Here is a 12,762-nt window from a genome sequence, read left to right as displayed (position 1 = left end):
ATACTAAATGAAATGGATACCAAATTTTAATTCTTCAAACTCTTTGAGAGTTATTTTTGTCATCGCAGTTTTCATTCTGTTATTTCTATCTTCTATTGCTTACAAGCACAATCAGGATTTAAACGAATCCAGTAAGCTGGCAATGCATACGTATGAAATCAACATACAATTAGAACGATTAATGTCGGCGATTAAAGATGCGGAAACTGGACAGCGTGGATACATCATCACACGAAACAACAGATTCTTAAGTCCGTATCTTTATTCGCGTGACAAAGTAAACGCTTCCTTTGTTACGCTTAAAAAACTCACTGTTGACAATGCCGTTCAGCAAAAAAATCTCGAAAATCTTTTCAAATTAATTATTCAGCGATTTGTTTCGTTCGAAAATTGCCTGAAATACAGCGATCCAAAAACATACGATAAACGAAAACTGGACAATCATATGTTTGGCGGACGAATATTAATGGAGAACATTCGCTTTCAGGTCGATAAAATGAATGATATCGAAAGGAAATATCTTAAAAAAAGATTAGAAATATACGATCAGGAAATTTCGCTAAGTCCTGTTTTCTCAATCTCGCTCTTTTTAACCGCATTAGTTTTTATTATGTTAGCCTATCGACAAATCAGTCGTGATTTTCAGCGCTTAAAATTATTCAACAAACAACTTTTAATTTCCGGAGGCTTGATGGCCGAGTCTGAAATCATTGGAAAATTCAGTACCTGGCAATGGGAATTAGACTCTCATAAAATTACTTATTCTGACAATCAGTATCGATTACTGGGCGTTACACCAAACTCTTTTGTACCGGTCATAGAAACTTTTCTTGATTTCGTACATCCTGATGACAGAGCAGCTGTTTCAGAATCCATGGATAAAATAATAGAGAAAAAAAATCTTCCCTTTATTTATTATAAAATTGTCCGTCCAAATAATGAAATCAGATATTTTAAATCAACCGGCAAATTATTAACCGATCAGCAAGGAAGTAAAATTTTACTCGGAATCAATTTTGATATTACCGATGAACATTTACTTAATATCGAACTTCAGGAACGTAACAGAGAATTAGAAAAAAGTAATAAAGAACTGGCTTCATTCAATCATGTGGCAAGTCACGATTTACAGGAACCACTTCGAAAAATTCAAACCTTTATATCGAGAGTTTCTGAAGCAGATAAAGCGGTTATGTCTGAAAGTGGACGCGATTATCTGGCTAAAATTGCCGTTTCTGCTAAAAGAATGCGTGTCTTAATTGACGATTTACTTTTATTCTCAAGAACGAATACGACTAAAAAAGAGTTTATAAAATCGAATTTGAATGAATTACTTCAAAATGCTGAATCGGAATTGACTGAAGTTATTAACGAGAATAAAGCAATCATCAAAGCATCAAAACTGCCGAAATTGGAGGTTATACCGTATCAGATAGAACAGCTTTTTATCAACTTAATCGGAAATTCTTTAAAGTATAATAAACCAGGTGTTCCGCCTGAAATTTCTATTGAAAGCGAAAAAGTGCTGTCAGCTGATTATCCGGATCTTTTAGAACAATCGGTGAAGAAATTCCACAAAATAACTTTTACAGATAACGGATTGGGTTTTGATCCGCAATTCAAAGAAACCATTTTTATACTTTTTCAACGTCTGCATTCTAAAACAGATTATCCCGGAACCGGAATTGGTTTGGCGATTTGCAAGAAGATTGTTGAAAATCATAAAGGACATATTCTGGCCGATAGTACTCCAAATGTAGGATCTGTTTTTACCGTTTTTCTTCCGGAATAAGCCATACAATATTGTAGGAAGGCGTTTACCGCAAAATGATCTTATTTCATTTGCTGTAAACGCTTTTTTCATACTTCCAAAACACCTTAAAAAACGTTATATAAAGCCGTTATGGGAATTATATAACGTTTCTTTTTTATGCTGTAAAGCAAAACCTTCTATTCGTTAGCATCTTTGTAATGTAATACTTTATGAAGTAATAATGAAAACAATGCCCCTATTAAAAGCACCCATTTTTAAAGTTCTTTTCTTATTGATTTTTACAATTTGTTTTTCTTCCTGCGGGAAAAAAAACCAACAGACAAACTCATTTAAGAAAGAAGCTTTTAATAAAAGTAATAATGAAGAATTAGAAAATTCTTTTTTTATAGAAATGGGAAATGTTATGAATTCAATGATTTCAAAAAGTCAAGTTGCACAACAAAAAAGTTCTGACAGTAAAATAGTGGAAGTAAGCAAAAAGATTGCGGATCATCAAAATCAATTGTTGCAGCAAGTAACTGAAATGGCCAATAAAAAGCTCATTATCATTACCGACATCAACGCAGCTCATAAAGAGGAATTAACAGCGTTGAGTAATACAACTGGTTCCAATTTTAATGATGCTTATTTAAGTTCGATGACAATAGCACTGGACCAACAAATCAAGTTATTTGAGCAAATTTCAAAAAGAACAAATGATCAGTTGATTTTGAAATTAGTCCTGCAATATTTGCCTGAACAATACCAGCTTTTACGTGAAACAGAACAAATTAAGAATGAATTTTATTAAATGCCTTTATATATATTTTTTTAACAACTAAAATTTTTAACAATGAAAATGCAATCAAATTTTTTATGCGCCTTAACCCTTTTTATGACAGCTTCATTTGGAATGCTGCAAGCTCAGGAAGAAAAAGTAACCACTGAGTTTGGTGTAAAAGGAGGATTTAACATGTCAAATCTTTATCAAAGCGAAGCTGATGATAACAATGTAATTTACGGATTCAATGCCGGTCTTTATGCAACTTTACCAATTTCCGATTTTATCGCGATTCAACCAGAGATTTTGTACACTACAAAAGGTGCCGAATTAGACTATAACAACGCGTTTGTAGAAGGAAATGCAAAATTCAAATTAAATTATATCGAAGTTCCTTTATTAGTTAGAGTTAATATCACTAAAAACTTTAATGTTCACGCCGGTGGTTATGCATCATACCTGGTAAGTTCTAAAGTTACCGGTGACGGAGACATCAACTTTGATGAAGCAATTGATACTGATGATTTGAACAAATTTGATGCTGGTCTTTCAGCTGGTGTAGGAGTAGATTTTAACCCAATTAGTGTTGGTTTACGTTACAATTATGGTTTAACAACCGTTGGTAAAGAAAGAACAGTTGCCGGAACTACCTATACGTTTCCAGATGCAAAAAACAGCAATCTTACCTTATACTTATCGTATAAGCTAAATTAATAAAAACAAATTATTAACCACTAAATAATAAAAACCATGTCAAATTTATTATACACAGTCGCAGTTATCTTAGTTATACTTTGGGCCATTGGGTTCTTTGCTTATAGCGCTGGAAGTATTATCCACATATTATTAGTTATTGCCATTATCGCAATACTATTCAGACTTATTAAAGGTCGAGAAATCTAAAAAATTAAAAATTATACAAATTTATATTAATCACTAAATCAAATATTATGAAAACGAGTAGCACATTATTAGGAATTTTAGGAGCCGCAGCGGCAGGAGCATTTTTAGGAGTATTGTTTGCACCGGATAAAGGTTCAAATACAAGAAAAAAAATCTCAGATAAATCAAAAGATTACGGAGATAACCTAAAAAGCAAAGTTGATGGAATTTTAAGCACAATTACTTCAAATGGTAAAGACATCATTGATGAAGGAAAAGCAAAATTCAATCAGGTAAAAGAAGATTACAATGCTATTAAAGACGAAGCTAAAACTGTAAAAACGAACTACTAAATAGTGAAATTTTTCAACCATAAAAATACCCTATATCATGGAATCAAATGCAACAACCACCGAGAACCTTAATATGTATGAAAAAGCTGAGGACTATACTAAAACCAGCCTTGAGTTAATCAAGCTGAAAACAGTAGCAGCATCAGCAGATGTATTATCATCACTAACATCCAAAATTGCGGTTGGCGCTGTTGTTGCATTTTTTACTTTGTTCCTGAATATCGGACTTAGTTTATGGATTGGAAAAGAGCTTGGTGAGTATTATTACGGCTTTTTTATCATGGCGCTATTTTATCTTATTGTTGCTATTGTTTTACACAAAGCGTCACACTCATTGATAAAAACGCCTATCGGAAATATGATTGTTTCCAGTATTTTAAAAGAAACAAAAACTGATTTAACTAATTAATAAATAAGACTGTTATGGAAGCTGTTTATACTATTGATGCATTAAATCAGAGAATAAAGCAACTAGAGGCACAACAAGATGCGGAATGGGTTGCAATAAAAGATGAAATCGATGAAATTAAAGAGAATTTAAAACCTCTTAATCTTATTCGAAACACGGTGGAAGAAATCAATGAAACGGTTGGTTTTAAAAGCGATCTGGCGCAATCAGCGATCAGCATCGGAATTGGTTATCTGGCAAAAAAATTAGTTGTAGGAAAAACAGATTCGGTATTCAAAAATATCCTGGGGTCTATTTTGCAACTTGCCGTAACCACTTTGGTTGCAAAACCACATCATGAATCTTCACCGCAAGGATCATCACAACACGAATCGTCAGAAGAGTAATTGTCTAACTAAATATTATGTATTATGGAAAAGATCGAAGAAATAATAATAAAAAATGGTGTGTACATGTACTCTAATCTATATAAATGTTTTGAATTCACGAGAGTATTTCTAGGTATCTAACTCGTTTATACGTTTTTACTTTAACAACGGTTAAACAGTTAATACTTCACTATATTTTTTAAGGTTCTGGGGTGCTAAGGGACTAAGATGCTAAGTTTTTCTTAGATTCTAAGTTCCTAGGTAAAAGTCCTCAACTTTAAACAAAAGAGACTATTTCACATTGGTGAAATAGTCTCTTTTTATTTTTAAGATGCTGAGTTGATAAGGCTCTTAGAGTCTAAGGCGCTAAGATTCTAAGGTTCTAGACACTAAGCTAACAAGAAACAAAAAGCCAAACGACAAAGTAGTCCGCTTTTCTATATTCTATATTCTTTCCTCTTGCTTCTTACTTCTTTCCTATAAAAAAAAAAACTTAGTCCCTTAGCCACTCAGAACCTCAGTCCCTTAATTATAATTCTGATAAATCGGCAATTTCAAACCAACATAAAGATTACAAGCTTTAGAAGTATTTGAAAACAAATTCGAAATTAAAGAACCAGATCCAATAAATAATGGCCCGGCTCTAAAACCAGTTCCAACCTGTGTACCGCTGTATTGCATATACGTTACAGGAAGATAAAAACTGAATTGTCTTGTTTCATATCTTGGCGTAAAAGTAACCGAGTTCGCAATAGCCGTTGCGTTTATTTTTTTGGCATCAACCAAATTAAAATCACCGCTTAAATTCAAGTAAAATCTTTGATTGATATTCCAGTCAAAGTTTGTGTGCAAAGCCGTTGGCAAGTTTGCCTTCATTCCCTTTCTGGTTGCTGTTTTTGTATAGTTTGCATCAAAAAACTCAAAGATATCATCAGCACTATCAATATCATCTTGTGTAACAACACCTGTTAAATCATATGTGTTTTCAATTGCATTTTTATAGTTAATCTTACCAATATCTGTTACCGAAATAGCTGCTTTATACTTGTAACGATTTCCAACACAAGTATGGCAATTGGTACGATACTCATAAGTAAAACCTAAGTCAACACCAACACCGGCCGATGTAGCATCAAATTCCGGATCTTGTCCATTTTCATAATCATAACTAGCAGACGTTCTTAACGTTCCTGTCGAGTAATACTGACTCAAAGCCGGATCAACTTCATTTTTGTTAAAGGCAACATTCAAATCATTTCCGTTGATATAACCGTTAACGCCCGCCATTAAGTATTTTAATGTGATTCCACCTTTTATAAAATGGTAATCATCATCCCATAATACAGTGGCATAACTCGCACCAATTTCAGCCCACGAATTACTAACCGCATTCGGACTTCCACCAGAAATCATAAAACCGTTTGAAACATCAATGTCTTTATTCACTTCGTCAATAAGTTCTCCGTTAATGCCTATAAGATTGGTAACGCTTCTTACGCGCGAAAAAAGTGCTATACTATGTTTCGGCGTAATATTCATCATAAACGAAGGTCCCATAATATCAACATTAAAATTCCCTCTGTTGTTCGATTTAATGTTTTTGCTTGCATCCGCCTGTAAATCAAAACCACCATCTAACACTTGGGCGAAATTAACACCGTACAAATCATTTTGTAAAGTTGAACTGGTAGAAAAAAGAGTAACATCAGCCTTGTATTTAGATTCTACAATAACAGACGGATTAAATAAAGCACCCTGAATTCCGGCAAAATTGTCATCTCTAAATCCGAAATACGATTGCGATCGGGCACAAAAAAAGCTTCCCAGGAAGCATAATAAAAGTAAAGTTTTCTTCATAAATTGGTTGGTTATTATTTTTATCATGTTTTAGATATTTGCAAATATTTAACAAAAAAACGCAATAAAAAAACTCAACCAATTAGGTTTTAGTTAAGTTTTTAATTTTACTTCAAAAATTGTAATAAAAACCTCGCGTGTAACTCGCAATATTAAACAAAACGTCTCCCAAAGTTAAAACCGTAGCCTATATTTATAAAAAAAAAGCCGGACGTAAGTCCGCCTCTAATCTCTTCTCTTTATTCTTGATTCACAAACGTCTCCCACGGTTAAAACCGTGCGCTAAATTCATAAAAAAAGCCGAACGTAAGTTCGGCTCTAGTCTATTCTCTTTATTCTTTATTCTTTGCTCTAAAAATTAAAACACCTCCGAAGCTTCCTTCAATTTCTCCATATTATTCACCAACTGAAGCTCAGCCACAATCTTCTGAATATCACCATTCATGATGTTTCCTAGATCGTAAAGTGTCAAACCAACTCTGTGATCGGTTACACGACCCTGAGCGTAGTTGTACGTACGAATCTTAGCCGAACGGTCACCAGAACTCACCTGAGAAGTACGTTTTGTAGCATCTTCAGCTTCTTTCTTAGCTAACTCTTGTTCGTATAAACGAGAACGTAAAACGTTCAAAGCTTTATCTTTATTTTTGTGTTGCGATTTCTGATCCTGACATTGCGCCACCAATCCAGTTGGAATGTGCGTTAAACGTACAGCCGATTTCGTTGTATTAACCGATTGTCCTCCAGGTCCAGACGAACAGAAGAAATCCACACGAACATCGTTCATATCAATTTGTACATCAAATTCTTCTGCTTCTGGTAAAACCATTACAGTAGCAGCCGATGTATGCACACGACCTTGAGTTTCTGTCTGAGGAACACGCTGTACACGGTGAACACCCGCTTCAAACTTCAAAGTTCCGTAAACATCTTCACCCGAAACCTCAAAAATAACCTCTTTGAAACCTCCGGAAGTTCCTTCGTTCATATCCACAACTGAAGTTCTCCACCCTTGATTCTCACAATATTTAGTATACATTCTGAACAAATCTCCGGCAAAAATACTCGCTTCATCCCCACCCGTTCCGGCACGAATCTCGACCATCACATTTTTAGCATCCTCAGGATCTTTAGGGATCAGCATAAACTTGATTTCTTCCTCCAGTTCAGGCAATCTTTCTTTTGCTTCATCTAGTTGCATTTTGGCCATTTCGGTCATATCTGCATCACTTCCATCCGCAATAATTTCGTTTGCCTCATCTATATTAGCCATCAAAAGCACATATTCATCACGCTTTTCAGCCAATGCTTTCAGGTTTTTGTACTCTTGATTCAATTGCACATAACGTTTCTGATCAGAAATAACATCCGGCTGGATAATTAAGTCCGAAATCTCGTCGAAACGTTGTTTTACTATTTGAAGTCTATCTAACATTTTTAATTCCTTTTTATTGGACTGCAAAATTACAAAATTTTTGTTGAAAATTCTATCATTAACTTTTTGAGTTTTTTAGGATTAGTTTCTTGAGATTGTTTGGTGGAATTATGTTAATTATTTGAAGCTGTTTCCTGCTATCCGCTGTATCTTTTTAGGCAGATTGTTTTCGTTTGGATTAGATGTTTTCGTTTGCCTAAAAAGGATGCCGCTGCTATCAGGGCTAGGGAAATTGTTTTCAGAAGAGGTTTTACGGTTTTCCGTAAGGTTATTTAATTAAACAAATTTACTTTTAGCAAAAAATAATTTTAAATAAAATCACGTATTTTTACTTGGTGATTATTTTAGATTAAAGACGAAGTTTGATGTTAAAAGTATAATTTCTAAAATATAATATTAAAACCACAGCACTTAACCTTATATTTAATTCTTTATTATAATTGGTTTAAAGATATTTTATAAATATATACACCAAGATATAAGCAGATTAGAAAGTTGCTTTTGTACTTTGCTACTAAAAGGGATTTTTTATAACTTGACAGAAATTAATAACTATTTTCGGTTTTATAACAAAAAAAAAAGATGAACACAAAAGATATAATTGATAAGTTTCTAGAAGCACAAAATAGATTAGTTTTTCAATCTTCAGATTTATCACTGGAATCAATTTCAAATATGGTTGAGGCAGAAGCCATCAATATCAAGCCTAAATATCAAAGAAGAGAAAGATGGGATAAAACTAAGCAATCTGCTTTAATTGAATCATTTTTATTAAACATACCAGTTCCACCAATATTCTTAGCGGAAGACGAATATGGTAAATATTCTGTAATTGATGGTAAGCAAAGAATTACATCAATATACAATTTCATAGGCCTAGGACAACCTCTTCAAAAGCTAGAAAAATTTGTTGAGATTGAAAACTTAACCTTTGATCAATTACCAACTCAGCTAAACAATGCACTAAGAATTCGACCTTACGTAAGAGTTATTACACTTTTAAAGCAATCAGATCCAAGTCTAAAACTCGAAGTTTTTAATCGATTAAATACAGGAGGTGATCGTCTTTTACCCCAGGAGATCAGAAATGCTGCATATGGAGGTGATTTTAACGACTTACTTGTAAAATTATCAGCTCATCCTTTCCTTAGGAGACAGTTTAGTCTAGATAATGATAAAACACGAGAAAATTCAAAACTTTATCGAGAGATGTTAGATGTCGAATATATTTTACGCTTCTTTACTCTAAGAGACACATGGAATTCTTTCACTGGAAATATGAGAGTTGCAATGGATAAATACATGGAAGCTAATTATTTGAATAAATTGACTGACCTTAATAAAATAGAATCAATATTTAATGATACTCTCGAGATTTGTGAAATAATATGGGGAGATCAAGCTTTTCAAAGACCCGATGGAAGAAAAGAAATTATTCAAGGAATTTTTGATGTGCAAACAGTATCAATTTCATTTTTCGTAGAAAAAAATAAAAAAGAACTTATCGCAAAAAAGAATGAAATTAAAAAAGCCTTTGAGCAAAAATACAAATCAGATGGTGAATTCGAAAACTCAATTAGACAATTTACGTCAAATATTAAACAGGTAAATTATAGAATTTCGACCATGAATAACTTAATTTCAGAAGCAATTGCCTAATGCCAACCGCAAAAGAAAATTTCATTAATCGAATTTCAAGTTTTGAAAAAATTGTTTCTCCTTTTAATCCGGTGGATTCAGTTTTAATTTCACGAGCTCTTACTGACGTTGAGCACAACGAAAAAGTAAAAATGCTAAGAAATGGTTTGGCAATTATAGCTTTTACTATACTTGAAGATTTTATAAAAAAGAAAGTTGGAGAAATTTTAAAAAATATCGGTTTAACTACCGTCAGTTTTTCCGCATTGCCATCAAAAATTAGAGAAGCCGCAACTGTAAACGCATTAAAAGGAATTCAAAACAGAGCAGACACACTAAAGCGAAATGCAGAAGACCATATAAGCTTTATCCAAAATGAGACCTGGTACGTTTCAAGTACAAAGGATGCTGTCTTTGAATTCTCAGAATTTTCCTTAGGGTGGGATAAATCAAATGTTTCTGCAGATGATATAAAATTGTTTTTAGGTATTTTTGGGGTAAAAGATGGTTGGGGTAAAATTCAACAAGTTAGTTCTGCAATAAGCATTACTTTGTTAAACCCTGGTGATATTTTTAAAAATGCTGCACAACGTAGACATAAGGCCGCACATAATGTCGCTGCCGACTCCCTACTAATTGACTTACAAGACTTCGTAACGCAAGCTAAAGTGATAGCTTTAGGTTTTGATTGTCTTCTAACTAGAAGTCTAAAATTTATTACAAATAATGATGTAGATTTTTTAAATGAAAGAAAAAATATAGAATTAAGTCATTTAAAATTTCGATTTATTTTGGAAAAAAATGGCAGATGGAAAGAATATAGTTCAACATCAACTCGCGCTGTAAAAACGGAATTATCTTTAGCAACTCTACAAGTCCAAGCTTTGATTAGAGCAAGAAATAATAACGAAATACTTGTTATAAAATCGGCTAGTAATCAGTTGATTGATTGGTACATTCCTTAAAATTTAATTCCCCCTCGCTGATGCGAGCGTCACGCTCATGAACAAGACAGCCATGTCAATACAAAAACAATGAAAAACTTTTCGGGCACGAGTGAGGTGCTCGCAGTGTAAAGAAATGACCACAATAGGTAAAAATCATATAAGATTAATTCACGTAACATTAATATGTCAATAAGTACGAATTCAGTAATTCATTACACAAGCAAATTAGATAATTTAAAAGGAATTATTTCTACTCAAGGATTTAAATTAAAATATTGCTCGGAAAACCTCAAAACAAAAAGCAGATCATTATCATCAGCTATTCCAATGTTATCATTTTGTGATATTCCACTTTCTGAGGTTAAGAATCATCTCGATTCATATGGATTTTATGGAATTGGGCTCACAAAAGACTGGGCAAAAGAAAAAGGTTTAAATCCGGTTCTTTATCTTGAAAAAGAATCAATTCTCGCTAATCATATAGGTACTCAATACAAAAGAATAGCTGAATTGCATAAAACAACTGGAATGGATTTACAACTTCAAAATGAGTTTACAAATTTTCTTTCTTATTGTAAAAACTACGAAGGAAAATTAGTACATGAAAAAATTAATACCAATTCATATCGATTTTATGACGAAAGAGAATGGAGATATGTTGCTTCAAAGGAAGATTTAAATGGTGCACCTGTAATAGTCTCAGGAAAAAACTATTTAAAAGAAAAGAATAAATATAACGAAAAAATCAAGGACTGCGTTATTAAATTTTCATTTAAAGATATTTCTTACATCATTGTCGAAGATGAAAATGATATTCCCAGTATACTTAAAATACTTAATGAAACATACGAAAACCAAGTAGGCTGTACTTCACGCGATCTGAAAATTTTGAGTACAAAGATTATTACTAAAAATCAAATATGCAATGACTTTTAGGTATCCTCAGCTCTGTGAAGTGTTCCTTCCAAAACGCTACGCAAATGTCTCTGACTTTGCGTAATTTTTTTATCTTCTTAGAAACTACAAAACCTCTAAAAAGTCTCCCGAATTTTACCGAATTTGTCTTGATATTTTTAAATAATTAGATTGTCGTAAATAATATTTTATTACAACGAATCGTTAAAAGTCGGAGACTTTTTAGAGGTTTAGCGCTTTCTAAAAAATCATATAAATGGCGCAAAGTCAGTCCCGAAGGCTTTCGGGATTGCGCAGCGTAGAATCAATCCAAAGCTTGCAATTACAAGACCATAAAAATCATTCAATATCCAAATAAGGATTTAAAACTTCCGCCAACTCATTCAACCAATAAAAGCTATTTTCCAGATTGGTTATATTGTTTTGAAGAGTTTCATGTTCTCTCATAACTCCTAAAGCAACGACATAATTTAGCTGTCTTATTAATTTTGCCATTGCTTTTGGATCAACAGATTTATTGAAAAAATCTATTAGATTTTTTTCGGTTTCTTTTGAAAGGGTGTTTGTGCACATAATTGTAAAATTTTGGAATATAAATTTCCTTTTTTCATGGAAACGAAATTATGTATAATCGATTATTTCTATGTGATTGTATTCAAACGATTGTATACAACCGATATTAAATCGTATCATTAAGTCTCTTGGCTTTTAAGAATCCTGCTAACATTATAATTACGGTTTCACGTAAGGTTTTAGAATTATAAGTGATTATGTTTGAAAAATGATTTCCCTCTCGCAGGCGAGAGTTTGCCGCTGAGCAAAACGCTTGCATTAGCAAGGGAAACAAACAATTCAAACTCAACAGAAAATTAAATACTATGTTTAAACTTTATAAAGTAAAAGACAATCAACTTTACTACTGGGAAACTTGGAACAAAGATGAAAAAACAGCTATTGTTCATTGGGGGAAAGTTGGAGAACGTGGCGAAGACAAAGAAGTGACAGGAAACTTTTTTTCAAATTTTAAAAAGAAAGTTCTAAAAGAAATTGCTGAGAAAGTAAAAGAAGGTTATGCCGAATTTGATAAAGGTAGAATTTCATATTTAGAAATCGAATATATTATTGATGGTTTTGGAACAGAACACGATTTAGAGAAAAGACATAAACTCGAAGCTAAAATGGACGAAATTTTAGGATGGACAGGACTTGGACATACTGATGGAGGAAGTATAGGCAGCGGAACAATGGAAGTGGGTTGCATTGTTGTTGACTTTGATATAGCAAAGAAAGTAATAGAAGAAAAACTGAAAGGGACCCAATTTGCAAACTACTCAAGAATTTATAAAATTGATCAAGAATAAGCAACAGCTGGCGCCAGCTTCAAAAGGTTTCAAAAATCAAATCCCAATCAAAACTAAATCCTA

The 12,762-nt window shown here is 32.9% G+C and carries 14 protein-coding genes; 11 read left to right on the top strand and 3 right to left on the bottom strand.

What is annotated here, in order from left to right:
- The first annotated feature begins 7 nt into the window (after positions 1–7).
- From IRZ99_RS00210 to IRZ99_RS00180, 7 genes are all read left to right on the top strand, one after another.
- Positions 8–1,792, top strand: coding sequence for a CHASE3 domain-containing protein (locus IRZ99_RS00210; protein WP_194655365.1), 1,785 nt, complete (start codon positions 8–10; stop codon positions 1,790–1,792).
- Between the two features lie 211 nt (positions 1,793–2,003).
- Entirely contained in the window at positions 2,004–2,564 is a 561-nt protein-coding gene (locus IRZ99_RS00205; RefSeq protein ID WP_228518979.1) for a DUF4142 domain-containing protein, read from the top strand.
- A gap of 42 nt (positions 2,565–2,606) precedes the next feature.
- On the top strand, positions 2,607–3,248 hold the full coding sequence (locus IRZ99_RS00200) for a porin family protein (protein WP_194655363.1): 642 nt from the start codon (positions 2,607–2,609) through the stop codon (positions 3,246–3,248).
- 36 nt (positions 3,249–3,284) lie between these two features.
- Positions 3,285–3,437 (top strand): lmo0937 family membrane protein, encoded by a 153-nt coding sequence (locus IRZ99_RS00195; RefSeq protein ID WP_139257033.1) that lies wholly within the window; start codon positions 3,285–3,287, stop codon positions 3,435–3,437.
- Positions 3,438–3,484: 47 nt separating this feature from the next.
- Positions 3,485–3,769 (top strand): YtxH domain-containing protein, encoded by a 285-nt coding sequence (locus tag IRZ99_RS00190; protein ID WP_194655362.1) that lies wholly within the window; start codon positions 3,485–3,487, stop codon positions 3,767–3,769.
- A 37-nt stretch (positions 3,770–3,806) separates the two neighbouring features.
- Complete coding sequence (locus IRZ99_RS00185; protein ID WP_194655361.1) at positions 3,807–4,178, top strand: hypothetical protein; 372 nt, start codon at positions 3,807–3,809, stop codon at positions 4,176–4,178.
- 14 nt (positions 4,179–4,192) lie between these two features.
- The gene (locus IRZ99_RS00180; protein WP_194655360.1) at positions 4,193–4,564 is read left to right on the top strand and encodes a hypothetical protein; all 372 of its coding nucleotides are present in this window, start codon (positions 4,193–4,195) and stop codon (positions 4,562–4,564) included.
- Between the two features lie 507 nt (positions 4,565–5,071).
- Here the strand turns inward: IRZ99_RS00180 and IRZ99_RS00175 are convergent.
- Positions 5,072–6,430 carry a DUF5723 family protein gene (locus tag IRZ99_RS00175; RefSeq protein WP_228518978.1) on the bottom strand — a complete coding sequence of 453 codons (1,359 nt, stop codon included), beginning with the start codon at positions 6,428–6,430 and terminating at the stop codon, positions 5,072–5,074.
- A gap of 331 nt (positions 6,431–6,761) precedes the next feature.
- A complete protein-coding gene (gene prfA, locus IRZ99_RS00170) occupies positions 6,762–7,838 on the bottom strand; it encodes a peptide chain release factor 1 (RefSeq protein WP_026981929.1) in 1,077 nt (358 codons plus the stop codon).
- A gap of 582 nt (positions 7,839–8,420) precedes the next feature.
- Here prfA and IRZ99_RS00165 point away from each other — a divergent pair.
- The 3 genes from IRZ99_RS00165 to IRZ99_RS00155 all read left to right on the top strand — a co-directional run bounded on the left by IRZ99_RS00165 (position 8,421) and on the right by IRZ99_RS00155 (position 11,359).
- Complete coding sequence (locus IRZ99_RS00165; protein ID WP_194655359.1) at positions 8,421–9,497, top strand: DUF262 domain-containing protein; 1,077 nt, start codon at positions 8,421–8,423, stop codon at positions 9,495–9,497.
- Positions 9,497–10,441 carry a HEPN domain-containing protein gene (locus IRZ99_RS00160; protein WP_194655358.1) on the top strand — a complete coding sequence of 315 codons (945 nt, stop codon included), beginning with the start codon at positions 9,497–9,499 and terminating at the stop codon, positions 10,439–10,441. Before IRZ99_RS00165 ends, IRZ99_RS00160 begins: the two co-directional genes overlap by 1 nt.
- A gap of 165 nt (positions 10,442–10,606) precedes the next feature.
- A complete protein-coding gene (locus IRZ99_RS00155) occupies positions 10,607–11,359 on the top strand; it encodes an abortive infection system antitoxin AbiGi family protein (RefSeq protein WP_194655357.1) in 753 nt (250 codons plus the stop codon).
- 318 nt (positions 11,360–11,677) lie between these two features.
- Here the strand turns inward: IRZ99_RS00155 and IRZ99_RS00150 are convergent, their stop codons facing one another.
- A complete protein-coding gene (locus IRZ99_RS00150; RefSeq protein ID WP_194655356.1) occupies positions 11,678–11,911 on the bottom strand; it encodes a hypothetical protein in 234 nt (77 codons plus the stop codon).
- Positions 11,912–12,216: 305 nt separating this feature from the next.
- On the opposite strand from IRZ99_RS00150, the gene IRZ99_RS00145 reads away from it, so the two are divergent.
- Positions 12,217–12,699 carry a WGR domain-containing protein gene (locus tag IRZ99_RS00145; protein WP_194655355.1) on the top strand — a complete coding sequence of 161 codons (483 nt, stop codon included), beginning with the start codon at positions 12,217–12,219 and terminating at the stop codon, positions 12,697–12,699.
- The last annotated feature ends 63 nt before the right edge of the window (positions 12,700–12,762 follow it).

This window comes from Flavobacterium sp. LC2016-12 (assembly GCF_015351595.1).
Taxonomy (GTDB): domain Bacteria; phylum Bacteroidota; class Bacteroidia; order Flavobacteriales; family Flavobacteriaceae; genus Flavobacterium.
Note: the sequence above shows the minus strand (reverse complement) of the source record. Positions and strands in the feature narration are given on the sequence as shown.

What these genes read in the sequence shown, in the direction of transcription:
- IRZ99_RS00165 (WP_194655359.1), top strand. Translation starts at nt 8,421, where the DNA reads ATGAACACAAAAGATATAATTGATAAGTTTCTAGAAGCACAAAATAGA.
- IRZ99_RS00175 (WP_228518978.1), bottom strand. Translation starts at nt 6,430, where the DNA reads ATGATAAAAATAATAACCAACCAATTTATGAAGAAAACTTTACTTTTA.
- IRZ99_RS00160 (WP_194655358.1), top strand. Translation starts at nt 9,497, where the DNA reads ATGCCAACCGCAAAAGAAAATTTCATTAATCGAATTTCAAGTTTTGAA.
- IRZ99_RS00145 (WP_194655355.1), top strand. Translation starts at nt 12,217, where the DNA reads ATGTTTAAACTTTATAAAGTAAAAGACAATCAACTTTACTACTGGGAA.
- IRZ99_RS00200 (WP_194655363.1), top strand. Translation starts at nt 2,607, where the DNA reads ATGAAAATGCAATCAAATTTTTTATGCGCCTTAACCCTTTTTATGACA.
- IRZ99_RS00190 (WP_194655362.1), top strand. Translation starts at nt 3,485, where the DNA reads ATGAAAACGAGTAGCACATTATTAGGAATTTTAGGAGCCGCAGCGGCA.
- IRZ99_RS00195 (WP_139257033.1), top strand. Translation starts at nt 3,285, where the DNA reads ATGTCAAATTTATTATACACAGTCGCAGTTATCTTAGTTATACTTTGG.
- IRZ99_RS00150 (WP_194655356.1), bottom strand. Translation starts at nt 11,911, where the DNA reads ATGTGCACAAACACCCTTTCAAAAGAAACCGAAAAAAATCTAATAGAT.
- IRZ99_RS00180 (WP_194655360.1), top strand. Translation starts at nt 4,193, where the DNA reads ATGGAAGCTGTTTATACTATTGATGCATTAAATCAGAGAATAAAGCAA.
- IRZ99_RS00205 (WP_228518979.1), top strand. Translation starts at nt 2,004, where the DNA reads ATGCCCCTATTAAAAGCACCCATTTTTAAAGTTCTTTTCTTATTGATT.
- IRZ99_RS00185 (WP_194655361.1), top strand. Translation starts at nt 3,807, where the DNA reads ATGGAATCAAATGCAACAACCACCGAGAACCTTAATATGTATGAAAAA.
- IRZ99_RS00210 (WP_194655365.1), top strand. Translation starts at nt 8, where the DNA reads ATGAAATGGATACCAAATTTTAATTCTTCAAACTCTTTGAGAGTTATT.
- prfA (WP_026981929.1), bottom strand. Translation starts at nt 7,838, where the DNA reads ATGTTAGATAGACTTCAAATAGTAAAACAACGTTTCGACGAGATTTCG.
- IRZ99_RS00155 (WP_194655357.1), top strand. Translation starts at nt 10,607, where the DNA reads ATGTCAATAAGTACGAATTCAGTAATTCATTACACAAGCAAATTAGAT.